This is a genomic window from Candidatus Mesenet endosymbiont of Agriotes lineatus, assembly GCF_964019585.1.
GTDB lineage: Bacteria > Pseudomonadota > Alphaproteobacteria > Rickettsiales > Anaplasmataceae > Mesenet.
In genome coordinates this window covers 830,203-856,920 of sequence record NZ_OZ026454.1, presented here as the reverse complement: position 1 = coordinate 856,920, position 26,718 = coordinate 830,203, and the positions used below count along the sequence as shown (strand labels likewise).

Genomic DNA, 26,718 nt, shown 5'->3' with positions numbered 1-26,718 from the left:
TATAAATAAAAATTAATTATCGATCCAAAACACTTTTCTTGTTCACTTCCACTTTACCAAAGGTGGCATTGACATCATTATAGCATCTGGGTTGCCGTTTGTTAAAATACCGAATTTTGTACCACGATCATATAGCAAATTAAATTCCACGTATCTACCACGTTTAATTAGTTGATGTTCCTTTTGCTCTTCTGTCCATGATTTACTCATATGAGTGCGTATTATAGAAGGGTAAATTTCAAGAAAAGTTCTGCCAACAGCTTGTATATATGCAAAGTCATTTTCCCAATTATCAGAGCTTAAGTTATCGTAAAATATCCCACCTATTCCCCTTGGCTCTTTTCTGTGATGAAGAAAAAAATAGTCATCACACTGTTTTTTAAATTGTGGGTAATAGTTAAAATTAAAACCATTACACATTTTTTTTATTTTACCATGAAGAAACCGATAATCTTCATCATTGTAATAGGCAGGGGTAAAGTCAATTCCACCACCAAACCACGATTTTGCGGTAACTATAAACCTTGTGTTCATGTGAGATGCAGGTACCAGTGGTGAATGCATGTGCGAAACTACAGAAATTCCACTAGCCCAAAATTCTCCGTCATTTTTTTTTGCTCCGGGAATTTCATCCATGAATTTTTCTGCAATTTTTCCATGAACTGTTGATATATTGACACCAACTTTTTCAAACGCTTTACCATATATGATAGTCATCTCCCCTCCTCCTCCTCCAGGGCGATCCCACTTTTTTCTATTTATTTCTGGAAATTCATCTGAAAATTCCTTTTCAATAGCTAGAAATTCATCCACTATTGAACCTCTTAAACTTGCAAACCACTTTGATGCTAAATTTTTTTGTTTATCAATCATTTCTAGTGATTAAAATTAATATAATATTAAAAATTAGATTTTAAACCAACCAAAAACACATGCCCTGAGTTACTACTATCTGCAGGTTCTTGGGTATTGAATTTTATAAAATCTATATAACATGAAGAATTTTTTGTTAAATATTTCTCCCAGTTTATAGACCATGAAAGAAAATTGTTATTCCCCCTAGTACTTATAAAATGCATAAAACTACCACGCCAATTATTATGGTAGTAAGCAATGCCAGTGTTTATGTAATAAGTTTCAGGAGAGTTTTTGCGCCCAGAATTACCGATGTTGCCATATGAAATGACATATCTTATGTTCTTATACTGCAGATCTAAGCCAGCATTCCATGTCTGTAGTTTATTTAATTTTTTAGCTGAATTCTTGTTAGCTAATTCACCAGTTAGAGATAGTGAATAATTGATGTTTTGAAAAGCACAATTACTATAAGTAATTCCTCCACTTACTATTCTTTGATATTCTGCATCTTCAGGCAGATAATTAAAACCTATTTGCACTCCACGTATTTTGGGAGAGTAATAACTCACTCTTAGAGATTTAAGTCCCTTATAGTCAATATATAAATCTGGTTTGACCCAAAATATACCACCTGTATCATACCCCGAACCATCATCTGCCTTATTGAATCCTCTAAGATTTGCAAGATCTGCCCATCTTCCATTTACTCCTCCAGCTCCAAAGTACATTTTCGAACCCATGCTTCTACTTATAGTATCATCAAAGCCAAGTTTCATCGTACCTCTATTTCGCGTTGCAAAAAAGATGTGCGCTTCATCTATATTTATTTCCAGAGGTTTAGGCTTAAAAGATGTAAATTTCGTTGATAGTTTTACCTTGGCACCAAGATTATCTACATTGTCTTTTTTACGTACATAAAGAAAACCAATATTTGAATCTAGTAAAATTGTACCATTCTTATCATCACTAAAACGTTCTTCGTTATTTTCTATATGTCCTATGCTAAAACTAGTGCTTCCTTCCAGCTCTGCATATTTATCTTCACTGCTTATGATTATCTTAGTAGCATGGCAATTATGTCCGTACGATATGTACAAAATCAAGATAATAAAATATAGGTTTCTCATTAACAACTATTTACTACTAAGACATAAATATATTATATCTATATATTAAAAAATCAATATAAAATTATTTGATAAAATGTTTGCAACAAAATTATAGGCCAGGCTTAGGTATTGAGTATATAATGAATCTCTTTAGATGTTTGAATTATGGATGAGTTTATTCGGATAAAAGGTGCCAGGGAACACAATTTATGCAATATTGACGTTGACATACCAAAAAATAAGTTGATTGTGATCAGTGGGTTAAGTGGTTCTGGAAAATCTACACTTGCTTTTGATACGATATATGCAGAAGGCCAGCGCCGCTATGTGGAAAGCCTTTCAGCTTATGCCCGTCAATTTTTAAACATGCATGATAAACCTGATGTTGAATCAATCACTGGCTTGTCACCAGCAATATCAATCAATCAAAAATCGATAATTAAAAATCCAAGATCAACTGTAGGCACAGCAACTGAAATTTATGATTACCTACGCCTTTTGTACGCTCGTATTGGTACTGCATATTCTCCAGCAACGGGTAGGCCAATTACAAAACAAACTACAACTCAAATAGTAGATGCAATACAGGCTCTACCTATGGAAACAAAAATATATATCCTTGCAGGGATTGTGCGTGGTCGAAAAGGTGAACATCAAAAAGAAATACTGGAAGTAAAAAAGCAAGGATATACTAGACTAAAAATTAATGAAAAAATATATAATATTGATGATTTACCACAACTAGATAAAAATAAAAAACATGATATATTTGTTGTAGTAGATAGGATATCCGTAACAGCTGACCTAGATAATCGTATGCCCAGTAGCGTTGAGGCGGCGCTGAAACTTGGTTGTGGCCTCATTCATGTTGAAATTGTAAATCTGCCAGATAACTTAGATTATAACTGCGGTCAAATATTAGCTTTTTCAGAAAATCTTGCCTGCCTAGAGTCTGGTTTTACAATTGAAGAAATAGAGCCACGGCTTTTTTCCTTTAATAGTCCTTATGGTGCATGTAGCATGTGTGATGGTCTTGGGAAAAAATCAGATATTGATATAAAGCTTATCGTGCCGGATGAAAACTTATCCATTGCCGATGGTGCTTTAAAACCGATAGGTCCTATAAAAGGTTCCGCTATACATCCTTACTCATATATAGTAGAAGATGCAATATCAGCACTGGCAAAATTATATAATTTTGATCTCAATCAGCCATGGATTCAACTTAGTCAAAGTGCAAAAAATGCAATTCTTTTTGGCTCTGGTAATCAGGAAATTAGCTATAGGTTTACTGCAAAGAAGCCCTTTCCTGGCCTAATTACCTTGCTAAAAAATGAGCAAAATATAGAAAGATATTATGGCACTATCTATTGTAATAGTTGCCAAGGGTTTAGGTTAAAAAAAGAAGCGCTGTCAATTAAAATACATGAAAAACATATAGGTGAAGTTGCAAAGCTCTCTATTGATGAAGCTTTATTGTGGTTTCAAAAATTGCCTACAGTGCTAACTGAACAACAAAATCAGATATCAGAGAAAATATTAAATGAGATAACAAACCGCCTAAGTTTTCTTAAGAATGTAGGGCTGGATTATTTAACACTTGAGCGTGAGTCAGGAACGCTATCTGGTGGTGAAAGTCAAAGGATTAGGCTTGCATCACAAATTGGCTCAGGTCTCACTGGCATATTGTATGTTCTAGATGAACCATCTATTGGTTTGCATCAATGCGACAATGACTTGCTGATAAAAACTTTAAAAGATTTAAGGGATGTTGGCAATACGGTTATAGTGGTTGAGCATGATGAAGATACAATTATGAATGCAGATTATGTAATCGATATTGGTCCAGGAGCTGGAATAAATGGTGGTAAAATAGTTGCTCAAGGTACACCAAAGGAAATTAAAAAGAATCCAAGTAGCATAACAGGTCAATATTTAAGTAAAAGTAAAGTAATTCCCATACCAAAAAGGCGCAAAAGTTCAGGTAAATACATTGAGGTAATCGGTGCATGTGAGAACAATTTACACGATGTAAATGTCAAATTCCCTATTGGTAATTTCATTTGTGTTACTGGAGTATCAGGTGGGGGAAAGTCAAGTTTAGTTATTGAAACGTTGTATAAATATGCAGCACATAGAATATACGGTGCTTCCCAGCCATATGGAAAATGCACTGCTATTAAAGGACTTGAATATATAGATAAAATTATAGAAATAGATCAATCTCCAATAGGAAGAACACCGGCATCAAATCCGGCAACTTATGTTGGTTTATTTACTCACATAAGAAATTGGTTTGCAAATTTACAAGAATCTAGAGCTCGTGGGTATAAAGTAGGCAGATTTTCTTTTAACACAAAAGGTGGAAGATGTGAAGCGTGCAAGGGAGATGGATATCTAACAATAGAGATGCATTTTTTACCTGATGTTTATATTAAATGTGAGCAATGCAAAGGATTTAGGTATAATCGTGAGACTTTAGAAATCACGTATAAAGGTAAGTCAATAGCTGATATTTTAAATATGACAGTTGATCAAGCATGTGACTTTTTTGCAAATATGCAGATCATCAAAGAGAAACTAGTTTCTCTTCAGGAGGTGGGCGTAGGTTATATAAAACTTGGCCAGCCATCAACTACTCTATCTGGAGGTGAAGCACAGAGAATAAAACTATCTAAAGAATTATCAAAACGCGCTACCGGTAAGACCTTATACATTCTTGATGAACCAACAACTGGCTTGCATTTTGAAGATATAAGTAATCTCCTCAAAATATTACATAAGTTAGCTGACCTAGGTAACACAGTTATAGTAATTGAACATAATTTGCATGTGATTAAAACTGCAGATCATATTATAGATATCGGCCCGGGAGGAGGAATAAGAGGAGGGCATGTCGTTGCTGCTTGCCCTCCAGATGAGATAATTAATATTCCAGAGAGTATAACTGGTAAGTATTTAAATCCATACCTTGTGGCTACCCCCGCCATATAATATGAATCAGCTTATTGCAAAATTCTTTTACCTTTTATATTACCTCCATACAGTTTATGGAGGTAATATGAGGATCAATTACATATATGTACCGATGTCATATGTTACTGGCTCTATAGCAAAATTTGCTTTTGCTAGTTCTGATACACATGAATGATGCTGTCCTGATATCATCATACTTGACTCGTCAAGTTCTTTGCAGAGCTTTTCTTTTTCTTCTTTCAATATCTCAAATTGAATGCAAAAATCTATTTTTGCATTCATTAGAGTAAGTGCATTTTGACTTGTACTAAGTGCTATGTCTTTGTAGCCTAGCAAATCATTGTTTTTAATACTTATGGTATGCTCATCCCCAACCTTTTCTCCAACAATGTTAAAATCAGAATCTTCAAAACATTGTTCAGAATCACTCATGGAAGCGCGACATATAGTAGAACCAGTATCTCCTTTGTAGAATGATGCAGTGTGACTAAGGTTTTGTACTTCATTATTTTCAAGATCATACATAATTGCCTCTTTTTTACCATCTACCTCTAAACCACCAGGCTTAATATAGAACGATTTTTTTTCTTCTATCTCAGGAATTATCTCATCCTTAATGAGACTAGGTTTATTAGAAGAAACAATATATCCTTCTTTTATTATATTACCTTCTCTAGTATGATATTCACCAACAAGGAATAATGCTCTTTCACCCTCATAATTAGTAAATACTCCAAATGCATTTTTCCCAATAGGTGTTGGATTGAAGTAAGGCGCCTCCCTATATAATGTATTATAACACATGAGTTCATCATTATTATCAAAATAGAGAAAATAGTTAACGAAGTTGGCAACTGTATTACCTTCTTCTAACTTTAAAGCGACTTTGGAGTTTTGTGCATTATTAACTTTTTCTCGTGTAGGTTTAAGGGTTACTGAACAAGACATATCACTCTCATTAATTAATTATTATACTGATTATACAGTATAGTTATTAAGATATTAATAACTATACTAAATATTAAAAACCTTAGGTTTATAAAACTGGACCCATAGGTCTATCAGTAGTTTTGTTAGTGTAATTGCTGAGAACATAGAGGATAATATCCCAACTGACAAGGTAACAGCAAAACCTTTGATCGGCCCATCACCAATTGCAAACATTATTCCCGCAGCAATAAGTGTTGTGATGTTAGAGTCTAGTATTGCTTTAATTGCGTTTTTAAACCCTTCTTCAATAGATCTAATTATCTTTTTTCCTAATTTAATTTCTTCTCGAATACGTTCAAATATTAAAATATTTGCATCAACTGCCATGCCAACAGTTAAGGCAATACCAGCAATTCCAGGTAAAGTAAGAGTGGCTTTAAGCAAAGTTAAAATCAGTAAAATAAAAACTACGTTAAAAAATAGTGCTATGGAAGCTAAAATGCCGAGTAGTCCATAAGATATTATTATAAACAGTGATACAGAAGCAACAGAAATTAGTGCTGCTATTTCACCTCTTATAATTGACTCTAGGCCAAGGCTTGGTCCTATACTTTTTTCCTCAATGATACTTAATGGAACTGGCAGCGCTCCTGATTTAAGTAGTATTGCAAGCTCATTAGCTTGATCTAGCGTAAAGTTACCACTTATTGATGCCTGTCCTCCAGTTATTGGTTCCCTGATTACTGGAGTAGTAAGTACTGTATTATCTAAAATAATTGCAAACGGTTTCTCTACGTTTTCTTTAGTAATTTTGGCAAATTGCCTACTAGCTACATTATCAAATTTTAAGTTTACAACTGGCTTACCAATGGGATCAAAGCCTACAGTTGCATTTGCCAATGAATTACCACTAATTTCAATTCTGCGTAATACTGGATATGAATTACCATACTCATCATTTAGTAGAAAAGTAGTAACCTTATTTATCTCTTCTATTTTTTTTACATTATTGTCTAGCAGATGAAAAGTAAGTTTTGCAGTTTTTCCTAGCATTGATCTTATCTGTTCTGTATCATTTGTACCTGGTACTTGTACTAAAATTTTGTCCTGTCCTTGTCTTTGTACACTTATTTCTTTAGTGCCCATTTTGTCCAAACGCCGCTGTACATTAGCTATTGATTCAAGCATTACATCATGATATAGAACATTCTTGTAATTCTGATTATATGAAAGAAAAAGCGTAGTATCTTTATGTGATGATTCTATGTTACTATTGATCTTTTTTATCTCCTGTATCACATTGTGATAATCATTTTTCTCCTTTAAAACTAATGTTAGAACTTGATTATTATAATCAAGCTTATCATATTTTATCTTCTTTTTAGTTAATGCCTCTTTTATTTCACTAGCAATACTATCTAATTTCTCTTTAACGTAAAAATCAAGGTTTGCTTGCAGTAGTAGATAAGCCCCTCCTTTAAGGTCGAGGCCCAAATTCATTTTATTTTTTAAAACAAGTAGCTTGCTATCTATAAAGTTTGGTAACACTAAATATAATGAAACAATAGATATAAAAAATATAAAAGCAGCTTTAACCTTTAAAGCAGATGGCATACTATAGTTTTACAAAAGTTTTTATAGCTATATACACAACTTTGCAAAAAAGTAAAATTATAAATAATGTTATAAAAAACACAGCTTTACAAAATTTTTCAAGTTAGTTGTTTAACTTGAACACTTAGGTTTGCTCTTTAAAATAGATACAGATGTTATTTTCTTAATGGAAGGTATTTAAGGTGAGAGGTTTATATATTAAAACCTATGGCTGTCAGATGAATGTTTATGATTCAATGCTTATGCAAAATATAATTAAACCACTTGGGTTTACTGTTGTTGAAGATATGCAAAATGCCAACCTAATTGTACTTAACACTTGTCATATAAGAGAGAAAGCAGCAGAAAAATTATATTCAGAACTTGGGCAAATCCATAAATTGAAAAAACAAAAGGGAGATATCACAATAGTTGTTGCTGGTTGTGTGGCACAAGCAGAAGGTGAAGAAGTCTTTAGTAGAGCACCGTTTGTTGATGTTGTTGTAGGTCCTCAAAGCATACATACGCTACCAGAACTTATAGTGAAAGCAGAACGTGATAAAGGCAGAGCAATTAATATTGATTTCCCTGAGATATCTAAATTTGATAAACTACCTTACTATAAACAGAATCAAAGTATATCTGCACTTCTTTCAATCCAGGAAGGGTGTGATAAATTTTGTACTTTCTGTGTTGTGCCTTATACTCGTGGTGCAGAATATTCACGTCCAGTAAATGCAGTATTTCGTGAAGCATTAAGCTTAGTTGAGAGCGGAGTAAAGGAAATCACATTACTTGGACAAAATGTTAATGCTTATCATGGTGAGTGTGATGGAAGGTCATGGACGCTGGGTGAACTTATTAGTCATTTAGCTAAGATAAAGGGACTGGAGCGTATTCGCTACACAACTTCTCATCCTAAAGATATGCACCAAACTTTGTATGAATCTCATGCAATGGAGCCTAAACTTATGCCATTTTTGCATCTACCTGTGCAGTCTGGCTCTGATAAAGTACTACATTCTATGAATAGGAAGCATACTGCGTCTGACTATTTAGATATTATTGATAACCTACGCAAGCTAAAACCTAACATAGCATTTTCTTCTGACTTTATTGTTGGGTTTCCTGGTGAAACAGAAAAAGACTTTGAAGAAACTATAAAAATAGTTGAAAAGGTAGGGTTTGCACAGAGCTACAGTTTTAAATATAGCCCAAGGCCAGGCACTCCCGGTGCAGAGCGCAAAGATCAAGTATCAGAAGAAATAAAAACTGAACGTTTAGCACGGCTACAAAAGCTAATCAGTGAAAAACAACTGGAATATAATAAAAAAATGATAGGTCAAACTTTACCGGTGCTGTTTGATGGTAAGAAAGGTAAATATAAAAATCAAATCATTGGCAAAACTCCATATATGCAATCTGTTTGTATTTTTGATACAGAAGGTAAATCCTGTGGCAGGATAATAGACATTAATATACTTGCAGCTAGTCAGAATAGTTTAACTGGAGAAGTAGTAAACATTAATTAAAGAAAAGATTAAAAAAAATATTAAAATTGGTATACTCAACTTAGAGCTTTGAGAAATCAAAGTTTTTAGTTATCGGGGGATAACAACATGCATAGCGTTAGCATTATAAACAACATGAATGACAATCAAGATATTGTCATAAGGTTAGTACAACTGGATTATTTAAATGATAGAGCAATACAATTTGTCTTTGGAGATGAAAAACGCCTCAGCAGGTTAAGAAATGGGTTAGATATACTAAGCATATTGATAGAGTCAGGCAAGTTTTTTAATGATTATGTCATAAAATTGATATTTGATAAAAACCTAGATAGTATCAAGAATAATTTAGATATCTTTGAGGAATGTTTAAAGATACAAAACAGAAATAGTCGTGCACATCAAGATAGCATCAACATCGAACTCATTAAAACAGTGTTTAGTGATAGAAATGTTCTTTTGAAGATAAAAAAGAACAAAAGTATTTTTAAAAAAATATTAGAGCATAACAAACTTAATGAAGATTCAATCCGAGCAGTTTTTTACGATCAAGAGTGTTTTAGTATTATAGAAAATAACATTGATATTTTTGATATGTTACTTAAGTTGAGCCACGAACACCAATTTCCATGTTTAGTTAAGAATGTTTTTAACAGTATAAGGGGATTTGATAAGATTAGAAAGCACATAGATGTTCTAGAAGAAATATTAGAGATAACGTTTAGTACTGATAAAGCAATGTATCCATATGAAGGTTGGATTGAGGATATTTTTGATAATGATGAGATATTTGCAAGGATAATGGAAGCACCAGATGTTTGTTGCAGATTACTAGAAAAATTGCCCGCATCATATTTAGTTATGGAAGTTTTAGGTGATCAAAAATTTTACACAAACATTATAGAAAATAAATGGCTTTTAGATGAATTGTTAGTCTTAAATGATGGTGCTAGTGTACTGAAGAGAATTTTTAAAGATTATAGTGATGATACTGAAGGCCATATTAGCAGAAGATTAAAATCAGTTAATCATAATATATTGTATTCAATACTTAAGGCACCGAATATTAATACCTATGATAAATCAAATATAATCAGAACAATACTTGATAACCATGGTATACTAAGTAAGATCCAAAACAACCGGCAAGTTTTTAATACTATATTAAAATCAAAAAATTGTGGTCAGTATTTAATAGAGTTTATATTCTCTAACGAAGAAAGACTTTGTGCTTTTGCAAAAGAGTTAAGTAAAGCAAAACCAGAGGATTTAAGTGTTATTCCTACTAAGTTGATAAATGTTGCTTTAAGTGATGTGTTGATGATGCAACAAGTTGTTGAGGCTTAGAAATATTTAATAATTAACATGCAAGCTAAATTGCAGGTAGTGCCAAACAATTCATGATAAGCATGGTATTTTGCACTTAAAAAATAGTTTAAAACAAAACTATACTAGAAATGAAGTGTAACAAATGTAATGGAAATAGCGTTAAAAACGGCAAGTTAAAAAGCGGAAAACAGCAATATAAATGCAAAGAATGCGGTAAACAATTTACAAAAAATGCAAAGAAGAAGTACATTTTGTAAGAAGAATGGGAGATGGTAAATAGGCTTTTTAAACTCAACGTTTGCTTGAGAAATATTTATCTATATGCTGCACCATCATTTTGCCGTTTCTCTTGAGAAGGGCTTTTACTTCTTCTATTTGTGGTTCTTCAAGTATTTTCTTTTCTTGTGAATTAAGTATTGCACCTACAGAGAGAGTCATTAATGATGGTACTTCATTTTGATTACGTCCCAATTTTCTAATTACTTCTTTTGCTAACCTTGGTGCTTTGGAAGGACATCTATCTGGCAAGTTGCTCTGAGTTTGAACCTCTTCTATTCTTCTTTTAACTACCCCTTTTACTTCATTTATTTTTTTCTCAATATCTTTTTTTGTCAATCTGAATCTATTATTATAAAAACTTAATAAATCAGAAACCTTAATAGTATTTACTACAAGTAAATTAAGTATAGGTGAATCTTGGATAATAAAATTATTTTCATTTTGACTGAAAGTTACAATATTTTTTTCAATTAAAAGGGCGAATAATTCTTTATTGTTTTTGGTCTTGATTTCTTCAAAACTTTTTATACTGAATAAATTATCTATTAACTCATATGGCAAACCATTTTGCAATGATAAATGAAATAATAATAAATTATTTTCATATCTATCTAACTTACAGTATCTTTCATGAAGAATTTCGCTAAAAATAAAACGAAGGTATGAAAGAGAATATTTGCAAAAAAGTAAGAGGGTACCTTTATATTCAACTAACATCTTGTTGCTGTTTATATTCTTATCAAGACAATACCTTCCATTATATTCATCTTCCATTTCATTATTAATCTTATTAATCACATAAAAATGGCATTGTACAAATTGGTTGAGTATTTGTAATAAATAATCATTACTAAATTCTTCCTTTAGTAACATTATGATAAAGTCTTTATATAATTTAAAATAAACATTACCTTTACCCTCTACAAAAATATATCTACAATCCTGAATTTTGATACCAAAAAAGTTACCAAGAATATACTCATTAACAGGCTTATATCCATTCTTCACCATTAAATCTAATAGATCTTTATTTGTATTAAAACTTTTTTTTAAACATCTAAAATCTAAATCATCAAGCTTAATAGAGCTAAGAAAACTATCTTCATACCCATTGATTTTTAGCCAATTTGAAAAGTCATTGTTATCTTCTAACTTACTAAACATATCCCATACTACATAAAGTGATTTTATGTTAATTTAAATATATAAAAAGAAAAGTTAAAACTTATCATTTTAGACAAGTCTTTGTACACTGGCATATTTATATGTTTACATTTCAAAATAATATTACTTCCTATACCACCTTGTAGTGCCATCTTTTTGATCAGATAATCTTTTTGATCAGATAATAATATGTTTTTTTGAGGAGTTCAGCGCGTATGACGTCAGCAGTGGCAAAATCACCGTTTTTCTTGAATTGTGTTCTTTGTTCTACCAATTTTTCTACTTCTTCATCATGAGTTTTTTGCCAGCTGTGGGTTAAGATGCCAAGGAAATTTGCACTTTTAAGGAAAGTAGCCATCAAATGCGCTTTTGCTTAAAAAAATATCAATAGCTGGGATATCGATAGTATATCAAAAATACATCTACAAAACCATGTAAATAAAAAGTACAATAACGTAAAAAAAATTAAAGAAACCAGGCAACTTAAACAAATGTGAGTGCAAAATAGTAGTGGAATGCAATGAAATATGGAGTTTTGTTGGCAAAAAGGCAAATAAGACGTGGATTTGGCTGGGTGGCAACTAGGCAAATAATAGGTGCGCATATAGGAAACCGTGGCACTGAAGATGCGATCAAATTGTTTAAAAGTATACCAGAAATGTATAGTAGAGAAGGTATATTTATTGCGGACAAGCTAGATTCTTATGCTGCAATTTTTTCAACAAGTTGGCAAAGGTTCTGGATTTACAAACCACATTGAGAGATTTAATTGCACAATGCGACAGAGAATTGGTCGATTAATCAGTTTATCATTTTCTAAAAAGTTGAGCAATCACGTGGGTGCTATTTGGAATTTTATTCATTATTACAACCAAATGTCCACTTCATGAAGTGGTTGGGGACTACCTTTTTTGATCTATCCCTAATATAAGCTCTAAAACTAGATCTGAGTATGAAAAGTATTTAAAAGAAAACAGTGTTCATTCTATAAGGAAAAACAAATACTTTGCTCTTGTAGAAGATAAAGATGAATTTGATATATATTCTCATTTAGAAATACAAAAAACAGGATGCCTTAACCCAAGCATAAAGCAAGGAGCTGTCTATACCTTAATTGAAAGTAACGGAAAATGGGGAAAAGCTTTATCTGGACCGCTCAAGGTTAGGATAGCAAACTATATTGCAGATTTAAATGATAAATATGGTTTTGTTCAGAATAACAATGATGACAAGAGTGACTTTAAAATAATTAAGGATAAAAAATTAGGTCTAGAGAAAATATTAGCTAGAAAGAGTAATCATGGTGGCTTACCAGAGCAAGCTGTGAAATTTCTTGAATCAAAACATAAAGGAGATCTTGAGTCGTTATTATCCGATACTGTGTATGAAGATATGTACGAAGCTAGGGACCATGTGGATAATTTTCTTAAAAATATAGGAAAATATAATCAGGGATTTTTTAATTTGGTGGAAGATCAATATAACGATCTTATTTAGTAGTTTTATCAAAGAATTTATGATGTTCTCTCTTGTATTGAGAGAACATCATAGTATTTTTTCTAATAAAAATTTATAACTTTTTTGAATAAATTATAAGGAGCACAATATAAGTGCAGTGCAAAGGAATTTAACATTACTAATTTTTGATTATAATTTTGGTAAAAATTCAAGATTTAACTACTTTTTTAAATTCTATTTCTTCATTAATGAAGAAATAGCTTTATCAACTAATTTGCTTATACCCATATCAGATTGAGTGTTTTCGATAATACCATTATTTGTAATCACATCATCCTCTGATCCAGGATATATATTGACAAATTTACTTTCTAAAAGATTGCTATTAGTTACTCTAGCAATACTATCAACTGGTAGCAGTATATTTTCATTGATGCACATACCAGCTTCAACCATATAACCCTCCTTTTTAAGAGATATGTTAGTAACTACCCCAACCTTAACTCCAGAAATCTTGACGCTGCTACCAACATCTAAACCTGTCACATCAGAAAATAGGGCATTTACTTGATAACAATCATCATGATTTGTTTTTAAATTATCAAAAATAAAGAAAGCTATCACAGCAACAAAAATTAAAACAAATAATCCTATTACTGCTTCGGTAATATTAGATTTAGTCATTTGGACTCCAGCTTTTATAAGTTATATTATTATTTGAGAGGTAGTGATTAGTGTCACTATGTATCCCTACAGGATCAATTATACATCTTATCAAACTGTCTTGTGTTTTTGGAACATTATCACTAGTATAATGAAGCCAAAGATGCCATCTTGGGGGAATTTTAGCTGGATCTTCAATTTTGTTGTATATAACCCACCTCTTTTTAGTTTCTCTGTCGTTTATCTCATAGTAAGTATTACCGTACTCATCTTTTCCCACCAGTGTTTTGTTTTTTCTAAAGAGGAATTTTACCTGATCAGAAAATGCCATGATTTTTTCCTCCCTTGGTACAAAAATTTGCACAAATAAAATACAATAAATTTCTTAACTTTTCTATAAGTAAAATTATTTTACACTTTTACACTTTAAAAGTATATTTTTAGTTTAAAATAGTTTTTAAAACGTGATATTGCCTATTTTGCAAGTTATAATACCTTTAACTTCTGCAATCCTTTGTTTTTTGTTCAATAATCACAAATTATCTTGGATTTTATCTTTTATTACAACTTCTACTACCCTATTTGTTTCATCATTGCTTTTATGCAAGACATACAACGGGGAAATTATAAATTACAACGTAGGCGGATGGATAGCTCCGTATGGAATAGAGCTGAGAATTGACCTATTTAATGCGGTAGTGTTATGCCTTATTAACTTTATATCTCTAATGAGCGTACTGTATGGATTTTACATAAATAAAAAAGAGATAGATGAAGGTAAAATAGCAGGTTTATATTCTATATTTTTGTTTTGTTTAAGTGGATTTATAGGGATTTTAGTCACAAATGATGTTTTCAATATTTACGTATTCCTCGAGATATCATCTCTTTCATCATATATATTAGTTGCAATGGGTAGACAAAAATCGTCTTTAACTGCATCGTTTGAATATTTAATAAATGGTACAATAGGTGCAACTTTTTACTTAATTGGAGTGGGATTACTTTATTCAGCAACTGGAACACTTAATATATCCGACTTAGCCTTAAAAGTCTCACATCTGCAAAATAGTCTTATCGTACAATCGGGGTTCATTTTTATCGTTATTGGTTTATTAGTTAAAATAGCACTTTTTCCTTTAAATCGTTGGTTAGTTAACGCTTACAGCGCATCTCCTAGTTTTGTTACTATCTTCTTCTCTGGTACTGCAACTAAAGTTATGATTTATGTTCTCCTTAGAATTTATTATTCAATTTTTTATGCAAGCTCGCTATTCATCCCACCATATCTGACCCATTTGTTATTAATCTTGGCTTTGTGCGGAATAGTTTTTGGTGGGCTGCTAGCAATTGTAGAAAAAGATTTAAAAAAGTTACTAGCTTATTCAAGTGTGGCTCAAATTGGCTATATTATCTTAGGAATTAGTTTAAATTCTAGGGCAGGCCTAACCGCCGCTATTATTCACATAATAAGCCATAGTATAGTAAAATCTGCACTATTTATGGTAATTGGTTGTACCTCTTATAAAACAGGTACAACCAATATAGAAAACTTAAACAGATCTTCTATATTTATTATATTAGGTATGAGTCTTATAGGCGTACCAATTACCTTTGGTTTTGTTGCTAAGTGGTATTTACTTAAGTCAATTATTAACTCCAGTTTGTGGGCACCTCTTGTTATTTTTGTCTTGGGGTCATTCTTATCAGTGATATATATTTGGAAAGCAATTGAGAAAATGTGTCTAAAAACTAGCCAAGAGGTAGGAATTGCTCAAATTCCAATTACAATGCTTTTATGCTCATGGTTTATGATTATACCAATGGTAATATTTGGTATATATAGCAAACCAATTGTAGATATTGCAGATAAGATTTCTACCTTTTTGCTTCAGTAATTCTCTAAATCAAAAAAATCTTGAATTAATAAAATATACCTTTAATTTAGAATATTATTTATTTAACATTTACATGACGCATTTTGTTACAGAAAAATGCATAAAATGCAAATATACAGATTGTGTTGAAGTTTGCCCTGTTGATTGTTTTTACGAAGGGGAAAATATGTTGGTTATAGATCCAGACCAATGTATTGACTGTGGGGTATGCATACCAGAGTGCCCAATAGATGCAATTGTTACTGACGATGGAGTAAAAGATATTTTAGATCGAACTGATGATCTGCTAGCAAAAGAACAAAGAATGCTTAAGCTTTTTTATAATCTCAATACTGAATACGCAAAAAAATGGCCCAATATTACAGCTAAAAAGAAAGAAATGGATACAGCTGAAGAATACAAAAATAAGCAAGATAAATTAGACCATTTCATAGAAAATCTACAAGATCAAGAGGAAATTGAAGATTTTAAAGAAAAAATTAGCTAGCTCCTTTAAAAGACCTAACACAATAGATTTAAAATTTTGAATAATTCTATTAATGTAAAGTGCACAGCTTCTTCAAAGAAGCTGTACTCGTGCTTGCAAATATGCTTAACTGATAGCACTTTGAGCTGATTGTCCTAGACTAGTGATTTTTACTGCTTCTAAAAATTTCTATTTTGGGAATATTCTACTGCTGCAACTACAGCAAAAATTTGTAATGGTGGTACACTTTTTTTAATGTATGAAAAGCTAGCTTGTTCAGTTAAATTAGATGGAAGTTTTAATTCTCCTAGATCTTTATTCACTTGTTCTTCAGCTAACGCTCTTACTTTTTGAGTGATTTCTTCAATAGATTTATTTTGCAACTCTGACACTATTATGTTACCAGTTCTCAATAAATTAGGCAATAGTAGATAGTTAGCAACGAAACCTTGCTTTGCCTGATCTAAAGCTATTAGCTTTTCATTAAGCAAGAAGTCTAATAACTGTTTATTGTCTCTAATATTAAGATTCTTATAATCATCTCTTTCTAATAACCTTTTAAGCGCTATGTTGTTAATAATCCCATTTTTCATTATAAGATAAAACAATTGTGGGTTTTCTCTAAATGCGTTTATTCTTTTAATGTTGTTACTAGATATAAATTCCCACGCACTTTTAAATATCTCTGAAGATTGAAGCAAAGAAGAAAGCTTTGAAACAATTTTTTTGCGATTAACAAAATAATCATATACTTCAGTGGCTATGTTAATCTCACTACAATGCCCCATAAAATTTGTTGTGATAACAGGAAAACATTTCTCAAGCAAGTTTCTTATACGATGAGGTTTAGTATTATATTTTACAAGATCATATACGCATTCTATGCTTTTTAGTTCACACTTATTTTCCAATAACAAAATAATAAATTCTTTGTATTTCACAAAGGTATTATATACTTCATCATCCTTTTGACAAAATACACTTTTAAAAGCTTCACTACCATACCCATTTTCTATCAACGCAGTTAGTAAATCAGATTGATCCTTAATTCTGCTTAAAAGTAAGTTAAAATCTCTATCGCTAAATTTCAATATTCCACTGATAACTTCTTCTGGACAATTATATTCTTTTAACAAATATATAAAATTTTCATTATCTTTTAATCTACTATTAAGCATTTATCTCTCCATACTAAATAAACTTATACTATGATAAATTAGTTTAGATAAAGAGTAAAGATATTAGTCTTAAATAGATTTTTATATATTAGAATATAGTTTTTTTATATATTTATCTTTTTCTAGCTTAGAAAATGAAAATTGGAAATTTTATACTTGATGCCCCTGTTATTTTAGCACCTATGTCCGGGGTAACTGATCTACCATTTCGTTCTTTAGTTAACAAATTGGGTGCAGGGCTTTTAGTTTCAGAGATGATAGCAAGCAGAGCAATGATAATGCAGACCAAGCAAAGTTTGCAGAAAGCACAAGTTGATGAAAATACCTCTGTGCAACTTGCAGGATACGAGCCAGAAGTTATGGCAGAGGCGGCGAAGCTCAATGAAGATATGGGAGCCAAAATTATAGATATGAACTTTGGTTGTCCAGTAAAAAAAGTAGTCAATGGCTATGCGGGATCAGCACTGATGCGCGATGAAAAGAAAGCTGCAGAGATAATTGAAGCCGTGGTTAGAGCTGTCAAAATTCCCGTTACACTTAAAATGCGCACAGGTTGGGACTACGAGCATCGAAACGCAGATCGCCTGGCTAAAACTGCTGAAGAGCTTGGAGTGCAAATGATTACAATACATGGACGCACAAGAGCACAAATGTATCAAGGTAAGGCTGATTGGCAGTTTGTAAAGAAAGTTAAAGAAAAAGTCAAAATTCCAGTAATAGTAAATGGTGATATTAAAACTACAGATGATATGAGGCAAGCACTGAAAGACTCTGGTGCAGATGGGGTGATGATAGGGCGAGGGGTATATGGTAGGCCGTGGTTTATAAATCAAGCAATAAATTTCTTAACAAAAGGTGTAGAGTTACCAGAACCAACAGCAAAAGAAAAAGTAGAACTAATAATTAAACATTATGATGATAATATTGATTATTATGGAGAAGATGCAGGAGTTAAAATATCAAGAAAGCATATAGGCTGGTATAGTGGTGGATTTGTTGGTTCTGCTGAGTTTCGCTTTACAATCAATCGTTTAACTGATGCAAAAGAAGTAAGAGAAAGATCAATAGAATTTTTTAGTCGAGTTATGAATTCTATTTAAAAAAGCTAAAACTTATTTTTATTTGTTAAGTATAACTAAAAGTGGAAATATAGGCTTGAGATATTTATACTACAAGTTTACTATATCCTTTTAATTAGAGTTTTGCCTAAAAAAAATAAAACAACATCAGACATTCTAGAAGAAGTTGCAAATGTTAACGTTCAATATGCTGATAAAATTACATTATTTGAACTTAAAACAGTAATACATGAACGTGGCTTCGGCATATTTATGCTAATTTTCTCTTTGCCACCATTTATTCCTGTACCTATTCCTGGTTATACTACTATATTTGCTATACCACTCATTTTGTTTTCAGTGCAGCTTTTTATTGGGCTTGACTCGCCATGGATGCCGAAATGGTTAGAAAAAAAATCTATAAAGCGTTCGGCACTGGTATTTATAGTAGAGAAAACTTCTCCTATCCTTAAAAAGGTAGAAAAAATTATGCAGCCAAGAATGGCATTTGTTTTTTGCAAATTTGGTGAAAAATTTTTAGCTTTGATTATATTTCTTTGCTCTATATCGATAGCGATTCCTCTACCGTTTACTCATTTTTTCCCATCTGCAGGAGTAGCATTTATTTCCCTTGGAATTATAAGTAAAGATGGGCTTATTTCGCTTTTTGGAGTAGTTATATCGTTTATTGGAGTAACTATCACTTCAGTTGTACTCATAGCAGGGCCTAAGATCTTACTTGAAGCATTTTCCTTTTTTAGAAATTTTGTATGATTAGCTTATACAATACCCTTGCCAATAGAAAAGAAACTTTCACTCCTTTAGATCCAGGCAATATTAAGATGTACGTATGTGGTCCGACCGTGTATGACTGGGCGCATATAGGCAATGCTAGATCTGCTGTTGTCTATGATGTATTATTTCGGTTGCTCACTCATACTTATAGTAATGTCACTTGCGTGCGAAATATTACTGATATTGACGATAAAATTATAGATTCAGCAAAGCAAAAAAAGCGTAGCATTGAGGACATAACTTCATATTATACCGCAGCGTTTCAGCAAGATATGGACGATTTAAGCTGCATGAAACCTACATTTGAACCAAGGGCAACACACAACGTTAAAGAAATCATCTACTTAATAGAAAGATTGATAAAAAACGGTAATGCTTACGTAGTGGATCAGAATGTGTATTTTAGTATTGAGTCATACCCAGAGTATGGGCAGCTATCTGGACGTAAAACTGCTGAGCTTATACATGGAAGTAGGGTTGAGACTCAAGCTCATAAAAAGCATCCAGGAGATTTTGTTTTATGGAAGCCAGCAACTGATGTTGATTTCGAGCTACAAAGTTTTTGGCCAAGTCCTTGGGGCAATGGCAGGCCAGGTTGGCATATAGAGTGTTCAGCAATGAGCTATAGCTACTTTGGAGAAAATTTTGATATTCATGGCGGTGGGGCAGATCTGCAATTTCCTCATCATGAGAATGAAATAGCACAAAGCTGCTGTGCATTCCCTAACTCACAATTTGCAAGATATTGGGTCCATAACGGCTTTGTAACTGTTGATGGTGAAAAAATGAGCAAATCTTTGGGTAATATAGTAAAAGTTAGAGATTTACTGCAAAGCGGAGTAAAAGGTGAAGTAATTCGCTATACGTTCCTTAAAACTCACTATAGAAAGCCTCTAGATTGGACCGATAGAACACTATCTGAGTCTAAAGAGGTATTGAACAGGTTTTACGGAATACTAAGTAGTAATATAGAAATAGAACAAGATACAGATATTGCAGAAGATGTTATCCATGCTTTAAAAAATGATTTAAATACGCCAGAAGCAATCTCAATCCTGCATGAGATGGCAACTGAGATTAATAAAACACATGATAATAAACAGAAGGCACGTTTGGTGGGCACTTTTCTTAAAAGTGCAAATTTCCTTGGCATCCTAACTCACAGCTGGCAAAAAACTCATGATGAAGAAGTAGAAAAATTGGTAGAACAAAGAACACAATTCAAGAAAAATGGTGATTTTGCCACTGCTGACGCCATACGCGCTGAACTCCTCAAAAAAAACATATTACTTTCTGACCAAAAGGATGGCACCACAAAGTGGTATAGGAAGTAATATTATTTAAAATAAATAGGATAATTTCTTTACTTTTTTACAAGATATTATAATTTAGAAGTATTCAGTAGGGTGGAGAATATGCATTCTAGATTAGAAAATAACAAAGACCTTATAGTTTTATTAAAAAATAATGGATATAGAGATGATCTTATTGATTTTATATTAAATCTTAATGATGAAAATTTTAAATCTTTAAAAGAGGATTTCTCTAAAAGTGAAGATCTGTTAACAGCAATGTCAGAAAAAAGATATAATCGTGCTAATGAGTATATTCTTGATAAGTTTTATGGTATTAAAACCGACAATGAAAAGTATAGCCTTAAAGAAGATGAAAACAAAATTTATTTTAAATTATACAAAGAATTTATCATTGTACTCTTAAACCAAGAATTCAATGACGATCGTTTAGTGCAAATACTTAACCAACTTAGCTTTCATATAGATAGAGTTAACCAAAGTTATTATACTGGCGGCTATCCACGGAACTGTTCAAGGAATCTCCTTATTTATAATAAACATATGCGTTGTAATCAATACTTTCTTAAATATAAAGATGTTTTGATTACCTTCTTTAAGTATTTTCCTTTGCGCTCTTACAATTATGATGCTGCTTGCAGGGCACTGATGAATATAAAGTATAGTGAGCTAGTATATAAATATCAAAGCAATTTACCGCTATTCCGTTTACTAGTTCAAAATGGTTTCTCGCACATAGAAAGAGAATACATAAAAATAGAGAATAGGTATGGAGGTCGCTCTAGAGTGACGCGTGATTACTTTAATTTCCCTTATTATTTCTCCCATAACTTTAAATTTGATGTAGCAGACAGTTTATTTGGTATGCCTAATTACACAAAGATCAAGATTAAAAACAATAAAGAATTATTAGACCTTTTGCTTGAAAAGGAATTAATAACCTTCTGCCGATATAAAAAAGATTCCGTTATTAAAAACCCAATAGTATCTTATTTACTGAAGGTAGATCGATTAACAATTTTAGAATTGGTAAATGATTCACTTGTAGAAATGACAGAAAAGGTAAAAGAACTAACCCAAGCAAGGTTAAAAGAAGTTCAATCTCAAAGCACTCTACCAAATACACACCATGCCAAAGCACCAAATTTAGCAGAGCAAGTAATAGAAAAATTAAGATGTAATCAAAATGAAGTACCATCATTAATAGCTCTCTCTATAGGTGCAATACTTAATCCACAAGAAAAGAAAATACTTGAAAAACCACAAATAGAAAAAATAAAGGCCACTCGGGAAGAGCGGTCAAATAGATGCTGCAATATCTTATAGATAAATGTTTCTCAAGCAAACTTTGAGTTTAAATTGTTAGTGCAGGTTTTATAATGTAAAATTACCTAAAGTAAATGCAGTGTGAATTAAGCTGAAAAACAAAATTTTTACAACAGATGAACCTTTCTTCCCAGCGCTGGTAGATTATATATTTGCTAAATATGAACTGCTGGAGATTTCAGATCTTAAGATAGTTGTACCTTATAAAGCAGATATACCACTGCTGTTTGATGCATTTAAAAAACATAAAAAAACTGTTATTTTGCCAAATATCGTTTCATTTGAAAATATAGATGAGGAATATCTAATATTAAATGTTGATAAGGTAAAAGTTACCTCCCCTACAAGGCGAATTCTTTTGCTCACTGAATTTATAATAAAATGGAATAGGGATAATAAAGAAAATTTGCCAATTAGTGTCGTGCATAATCTCACCTCACTGCTAGATGAACTTCAGCATAACCAAATACCAATATCTGCTTTACATAATCTAGGCCTGGATGATTTTACCGAGCATTGGCAAAGCAGGTTTTTATCTGAATTTGCACAAGCTTGGAGCAATATTTTACAAGATGAAATCGATCCTTTAGAGCATAAAAATAACTATATAAATAATATATATAATAGACCTCTTTCAAAATTCGCTTGTGAGAGACAAGGGCTAGGAGCATACGGAACGGAAAACCGGAATGTATTAGATATACATGAGGATTTGAGTGCCGGAGCGACGAAGCAATTGTCCGCAGAAGTAGAGTTTCGAAAGAGGTCTAATAAAGATGAACATGTTATCTTTGCCGGAATTCACCCATCTAGGATCTGTCATACCTTAATCAAAACTATTTACAATCTAGAATTTGGCTTAATTGTGCTGCCAAATTTAGATCTACGCATGAAAGAAGAGGAATGGAGTAGAATAAATGAAGAACATCATGGGTACTGCTTAAAGGGGCTTTTGGACTACATTGGTGCCAGTAGAGAAGACGTACAATATCTAACTGCTGCACCTAAAATAGGCAATAAATTGATTGAATATGCGTTTGATTTAAGCAAAAATCTATACGATTTCAATGCAAAAGAAGACAGTAATTTTGAAATTATCACTTGTAAGTCGCAAGAGGAAGAAGCACAAATTATTTTAATGATAATCAAAAATGAAAATCTTGAAAATGTATCGTTATTTGTTAGTGATAAGCTGCTATCTAAACGTGTTAATTCTTTACTCAATGAGGAATCAGCTACTAATAATTATTATCTTTATATAACTTTTTTATTATATATTTTAGATATACTTACATCAAACTGGGGTAGTGTAGAGCTCCTTTCGTTACTCAAACATCCATTTATTGATCTAGGATATCCTAAAGATGAATACAATAAAATTTTAGCTGATTTTGAAATTAAAATTCTGCGCAATCTTAATCAAATGGGGATTGAGGAAATAAGAAAAGGTACTGATAGTTACAATGATTTAGAAATATCTGCTTTTTTTAGGAAAGTAGAACTCAGCTTTGCATCTCTAATTAGCAATATAAATCATAATATCTCGGAAATAGCAAAAGCTCACGTTGAATGTGCACAGAAATTATCACAATTTCTGCAGTTAGGTAATGAGCTTAGCGATTTCATGATTACCCTAATAAGAGAATGTGAGAGAGTAGAAATAAACACATTAGAGCTATATCAAAAAATACTGAGTTTACTGCTGCAAAACAAGTTTTCTTCTACACAAAATCATCTGCATAGATTCAGTTTGCATAAGAATAAAGTTGTAATACTGACAAACTTCAATGAGGGATACTTTCCCCCAGATTTTCAAAATCCATTACTAAGCCCACTTATACGTAGACAAATAGGACTGCCTTCTACTCAGATTGGCTATTTTCAATATATTCTTTATAACCTGATGCATGCAGAAAAAGTCTATATTACCAGATCCGTAAAGGGAGTAAGTGGAGTAAATAGAAAACCTTTGTTTTTACAACGGTTAGAGATGTTAATAAGAAAAAATGGTAATGCTTTAAGCAAGCAACCGTTTAGGGAGTGGCTTAAGTTACTAACTAAGCCTGATTTAGTCATTCCATGCAGTAGACCAAAACCTAAACCACCTGTAGATGTAAGATTAAAAAAATTACAAACGCTCTCATCCACTGCGGTAGAGAAGTTAATTCGCAATCCATATTCATTCTACGCTGAATATATCTTAGATCTTAAGCCACTGAGAGAATTAAATTTTAGACCAACGATAATGCATTTTGGCATTACTATTCATAAAATTTTTGAAAAATATTTACTATCTAAAAATAATAGTTATGAGGCATTGTTTAATATTGCCCATAAATATATGAACTTTCCTAGCATACAGTCCATATGGTGGCCAAAATTTCAAAAAATAGCTAAAGATTTTTTTAAATTGGATATGGAAAGAAGGAAAAACTCCAGTATTGTAGAAGTGGAAAAGGCTTTTTCTTGGCCACTATCTGAGAAAATTACTATCAGAGCAAAATGTGATAGAATAGAACATTTATTAGATAGAAGTATTGCAATTATAGACTATAAAACCGGTTCCCTGCCAACACAAAGCGATGTAGAAATGTTTTTCTCACCACAGCTGATACTTCAAGCTATAACGGCAATGCATTCGATGAATAAGGAAATCAAAGAGCTGATGTATTGGAAGTTTGATGGCAATCAAGCAGAAGTTTTTACTATTGAAAACCATGAAGAAATCATGCGATTTCTTTCTACTAATATAAAAGGCTTCCTTTCCAACTTCTTGAATGAAAACGTACCATTTACTGCATCTTATAGTTTTAAAAGGCCTTTAAAAGATAAGCATTTAGAACGTACTGAAGAATGGTTATAAGGGTATATCTCAATATTTGTAGATTAATACTAGAATTTAAGCTATCTTCATATGAGAAAATGCAATCTTAATTATTAAAATATTATGAATATTGTATAAAAATAAAAGTATTATTAATTGACTATTATAATAAAATATGTAATAATTTTATAGTTATTTAAGGGGGAAAAATGTTTAACTGGATTAAAAAAATTCGTAAAAGCTTATTACGCTGGGCTGCTCGCAAAGGACATATAACTATAGCAAGATTGCTCATAAAATTGGGAGCAGATATTGATAATATATTGAGTACAAATTCGCAAGCTGCTGATTACAGCAATCGTATAGAGACTCTAAAGTCAATTTTAAACAAAGGGGTAGATGCTGACTCTAAAGGAAAAGCTTTACTCTTTGCTGCTGCAGATGATCATAAAGAAATCGTAGAGTTGCTTTTAGAAAAAGGAGTAGATACTAAATATATAGGGGAAGCTTTAAAAAGCGCTGCCCACAGGAATCATAAAAAAATTGTACAATTGCTTCTAGACACAAAGGTAAGTATATACTTTATAGTAAAAGCTTTAGAAAATGCTGCCTACTTCGATCATAAAGAAATTGTACAGTTGCTCTTAGACAAAGCAGTAGGTGATTACTATATAGCAGAAGCTTTGAACTGTGCTGCCCAGTGTGGTAACAAAGAAGTTGTAGAGTTGCTTTTAGACAAAGGAGTAGGTGCTGACTCTAAAGGAAAAGCTTTACTCTTTGCTGCTGCAGATGATCATAAAGAAATTGTACAGTTGCTCTTAGACAAAGTAGTGGATGCTAAATATATAGGAGAAGCTTTAGAAAGTGCTGCCAAAATCGGTCGTAAGGAAATTATACAGTTGCTTTTAGACAAAGGAGTAGGTGATTACTATATAGGAGAAGCTTTGAACTGTGCTGCCCAGTGTGGTAACAAAGAAGTTGTAGAGTTGCTTTTAGACAAAGGAGTAGGTGATTGCTATATAGCAGAAGCTTTGAGATGTGTTGCCCAGTGTGGTAACAAAGAAGTTCTAGAGTTGTTTAAAAGCAAGATGAATTCTACTTCTATTATAGAAGTTTTATTTCGTAGTGATGTAAAAACTCTAGAACTTCTTCTTAAAAGTGGGATAATAAATAAGGCAGATATTAAAAATTATGGAGTAGGACCTTTACGGTATGCTGCCAACTATAGTACCGGCTATGGGGAGATAGATAAGGTAAAGTATCTTTTAGAACACAATGTAGATGCTAATGCTGCTAATAATAGTAAGGAGATAGTAGCTTTTCACCAGGTTATCAGATTGAATAACAACAAAGATGTTGTAGGGTTGTTTCTAAAGCATGGAGTAGATGTTAATATTAAAGATGATAAGGGTAGAACAGCCTTACATTATGCTGCTAGAGGTGGTAGACAAAATATTGTAGAATTGCTTTTAGAACACAATGTAGATGTTAATATTAAAGATGATAATGGGGAGACAGCTTTAGATCTTGCAACTCAAGGTGGTCATACAAATACTATGGCATTACTTTCAAAGTACGAAGTTGTTGGTGTTAGTACTACAGATAATGTATCAGCACCTCAACTAGATAAAATTACAGCAGAACCTGTAAAACAACAAGCGCACTGCATAAAATTAATGTAAGGTGAGGTTTCTCTCACCTTATATACTTAAATAAAAATGGATTTTAAAAGGATTAAAAATATTTGCTATTTTTTTGCTTCCATAGATTTTGAGGTATTGCATATAATGGGGATACCAATCTGGAGAGATTGAGGCTGTAGAGGCGGCCTTTGAAGTGGCAGATGTATAGGAAAAAAAGATCTGAATATATTGAATAGGATCTTTGGCGACCTACTGAATAGTTTTAGCTATTTTAAGATTTTTTCTTAAAACAAGATTGATACCCTTGTGGTCATATGCTTAAAAACATACGACTATAGCGCTTCCAA

General features: G+C 32.1%; 22 protein-coding genes. 13 read left to right on the top strand and 9 right to left on the bottom strand.

All coding sequences use genetic code 11. The features are described from left to right. Positions 1 to 42 precede the first annotated feature (42 nt). Positions 43 to 870 carry an oxygen-dependent coproporphyrinogen oxidase gene (hemF, locus tag AACL19_RS04090; RefSeq protein ID WP_339046676.1) on the bottom strand — a complete coding sequence of 276 codons (828 nt, stop codon included), beginning with the start codon at positions 868 to 870 and terminating at the stop codon, positions 43 to 45. Between the two features lie 29 nt (positions 871 to 899). Beyond that, a complete protein-coding gene (locus tag AACL19_RS04085) occupies positions 900 to 1,985 on the bottom strand; it encodes a porin (RefSeq protein ID WP_339045248.1) in 1,086 nt (361 codons plus the stop codon). A 147-nt stretch (positions 1,986 to 2,132) separates the two neighbouring features. Here AACL19_RS04085 and uvrA point away from each other — a divergent pair, with 147 nt between their 5' ends. Beyond that, positions 2,133 to 4,961 (top strand): excinuclease ABC subunit UvrA, encoded by a 2,829-nt coding sequence (gene uvrA / locus AACL19_RS04080; protein WP_339045247.1) that lies wholly within the window; start codon positions 2,133 to 2,135, stop codon positions 4,959 to 4,961. A 78-nt stretch (positions 4,962 to 5,039) separates the two neighbouring features. Here uvrA and AACL19_RS04075 read toward each other — a convergent pair whose 3' ends face one another. Continuing rightward, a complete protein-coding gene (locus AACL19_RS04075) occupies positions 5,040 to 5,891 on the bottom strand; it encodes a hypothetical protein (protein ID WP_339045246.1) in 852 nt (283 codons plus the stop codon). A gap of 66 nt (positions 5,892 to 5,957) precedes the next feature. Continuing rightward, on the bottom strand, positions 5,958 to 7,487 hold the full coding sequence (secD, locus tag AACL19_RS04070) for a protein translocase subunit SecD (protein WP_339045245.1): 1,530 nt from the start codon (positions 7,485 to 7,487) through the stop codon (positions 5,958 to 5,960). A 182-nt stretch (positions 7,488 to 7,669) separates the two neighbouring features. Here secD and miaB point away from each other — a divergent pair, with 182 nt between their 5' ends. Together miaB and AACL19_RS04060 are read left to right on the top strand one after the other, a co-directional pair. Next, positions 7,670 to 8,998 (top strand): tRNA (N6-isopentenyl adenosine(37)-C2)-methylthiotransferase MiaB, encoded by a 1,329-nt coding sequence (gene miaB / locus AACL19_RS04065; RefSeq protein ID WP_339045244.1) that lies wholly within the window; start codon positions 7,670 to 7,672, stop codon positions 8,996 to 8,998. Between the two features lie 87 nt (positions 8,999 to 9,085). After that, positions 9,086 to 10,324: a hypothetical protein gene (locus AACL19_RS04060; RefSeq protein ID WP_339045243.1), complete on the top strand. Its 1,239-nt coding sequence runs from the start codon at positions 9,086 to 9,088 to the stop codon at positions 10,322 to 10,324. Positions 10,325 to 10,597: 273 nt separating this feature from the next. Here the strand turns inward: AACL19_RS04060 and AACL19_RS04055 are convergent, their stop codons facing one another. Both AACL19_RS04055 and AACL19_RS04050 read right to left on the bottom strand, forming a co-directional pair. Further along, positions 10,598 to 11,749 (bottom strand): hypothetical protein, encoded by a 1,152-nt coding sequence (locus AACL19_RS04055; protein WP_339045242.1) that lies wholly within the window; start codon positions 11,747 to 11,749, stop codon positions 10,598 to 10,600. A gap of 160 nt (positions 11,750 to 11,909) precedes the next feature. Further along, positions 11,910 to 12,107 (bottom strand): hypothetical protein, encoded by a 198-nt coding sequence (locus tag AACL19_RS04050; RefSeq protein ID WP_339045241.1) that lies wholly within the window; start codon positions 12,105 to 12,107, stop codon positions 11,910 to 11,912. Between the two features lie 162 nt (positions 12,108 to 12,269). On the opposite strand from AACL19_RS04050, the gene AACL19_RS04045 reads away from it, so the two are divergent. Further along, positions 12,270 to 12,509: a hypothetical protein gene (locus AACL19_RS04045; RefSeq protein ID WP_339046726.1), complete on the top strand. Its 240-nt coding sequence runs from the start codon at positions 12,270 to 12,272 to the stop codon at positions 12,507 to 12,509. 563 nt (positions 12,510 to 13,072) lie between these two features. Further along, positions 13,073 to 13,246 carry a hypothetical protein gene (locus tag AACL19_RS04035; RefSeq protein WP_339045240.1) on the top strand — a complete coding sequence of 58 codons (174 nt, stop codon included), beginning with the start codon at positions 13,073 to 13,075 and terminating at the stop codon, positions 13,244 to 13,246. A gap of 195 nt (positions 13,247 to 13,441) precedes the next feature. Here the strand turns inward: AACL19_RS04035 and AACL19_RS04030 are convergent, their stop codons facing one another. Continuing rightward, the gene (locus tag AACL19_RS04030; RefSeq protein WP_339045239.1) at positions 13,442 to 13,891 is read right to left on the bottom strand and encodes an outer membrane lipid asymmetry maintenance protein MlaD; all 450 of its coding nucleotides are present in this window, start codon (positions 13,889 to 13,891) and stop codon (positions 13,442 to 13,444) included. Next, positions 13,884 to 14,201, bottom strand: coding sequence for an NADH-ubiquinone oxidoreductase subunit NDUFA12 family protein (locus AACL19_RS04025; RefSeq protein ID WP_339045238.1), 318 nt, complete (start codon positions 14,199 to 14,201; stop codon positions 13,884 to 13,886). The genes AACL19_RS04030 and AACL19_RS04025 overlap by 8 nt, the downstream gene beginning before the upstream one ends. Positions 14,202 to 14,334: 133 nt before the next feature. On the opposite strand from AACL19_RS04025, the gene AACL19_RS04020 reads away from it, so the two are divergent. Next, on the top strand, positions 14,335 to 15,768 hold the full coding sequence (locus AACL19_RS04020; protein ID WP_339045237.1) for a proton-conducting transporter membrane subunit: 1,434 nt from the start codon (positions 14,335 to 14,337) through the stop codon (positions 15,766 to 15,768). A gap of 73 nt (positions 15,769 to 15,841) precedes the next feature. Then, the gene (locus AACL19_RS04015) at positions 15,842 to 16,255 is read left to right on the top strand and encodes a ferredoxin family protein (RefSeq protein ID WP_339045236.1); all 414 of its coding nucleotides are present in this window, start codon (positions 15,842 to 15,844) and stop codon (positions 16,253 to 16,255) included. Positions 16,256 to 16,413: 158 nt separating this feature from the next. On the opposite strand, the gene AACL19_RS04010 is transcribed toward AACL19_RS04015, so the two are convergent. Beyond that, positions 16,414 to 17,412 carry a hypothetical protein gene (locus AACL19_RS04010; RefSeq protein WP_339045235.1) on the bottom strand — a complete coding sequence of 333 codons (999 nt, stop codon included), beginning with the start codon at positions 17,410 to 17,412 and terminating at the stop codon, positions 16,414 to 16,416. A gap of 134 nt (positions 17,413 to 17,546) precedes the next feature. On the opposite strand from AACL19_RS04010, the gene dusB reads away from it, so the two are divergent. The 6 genes from dusB to AACL19_RS03980 all read left to right on the top strand — a co-directional run bounded on the left by dusB (position 17,547) and on the right by AACL19_RS03980 (position 26,410). Further along, entirely contained in the window at positions 17,547 to 18,512 is a 966-nt protein-coding gene (gene dusB / locus AACL19_RS04005) for a tRNA dihydrouridine synthase DusB (RefSeq protein WP_339045234.1), read from the top strand. A gap of 102 nt (positions 18,513 to 18,614) precedes the next feature. Then, positions 18,615 to 19,244, top strand: coding sequence for an exopolysaccharide biosynthesis protein (locus AACL19_RS04000; RefSeq protein WP_339045233.1), 630 nt, complete (start codon positions 18,615 to 18,617; stop codon positions 19,242 to 19,244). After that, complete coding sequence (cysS, locus tag AACL19_RS03995; protein ID WP_339046674.1) at positions 19,244 to 20,599, top strand: cysteine--tRNA ligase; 1,356 nt, start codon at positions 19,244 to 19,246, stop codon at positions 20,597 to 20,599. Before AACL19_RS04000 ends, cysS begins: the two co-directional genes overlap by 1 nt. Positions 20,600 to 20,680: 81 nt before the next feature. After that, positions 20,681 to 21,904 (top strand): hypothetical protein, encoded by a 1,224-nt coding sequence (locus AACL19_RS03990; RefSeq protein ID WP_339045232.1) that lies wholly within the window; start codon positions 20,681 to 20,683, stop codon positions 21,902 to 21,904. Positions 21,905 to 22,166: 262 nt separating this feature from the next. Beyond that, positions 22,167 to 24,767: a PD-(D/E)XK nuclease family protein gene (locus AACL19_RS03985; RefSeq protein ID WP_339045231.1), complete on the top strand. Its 2,601-nt coding sequence runs from the start codon at positions 22,167 to 22,169 to the stop codon at positions 24,765 to 24,767. Positions 24,768 to 24,937: 170 nt separating this feature from the next. After that, positions 24,938 to 26,410, top strand: coding sequence for an ankyrin repeat domain-containing protein (locus AACL19_RS03980; protein ID WP_339045230.1), 1,473 nt, complete (start codon positions 24,938 to 24,940; stop codon positions 26,408 to 26,410). Positions 26,411 to 26,718 lie beyond the last annotated feature (308 nt).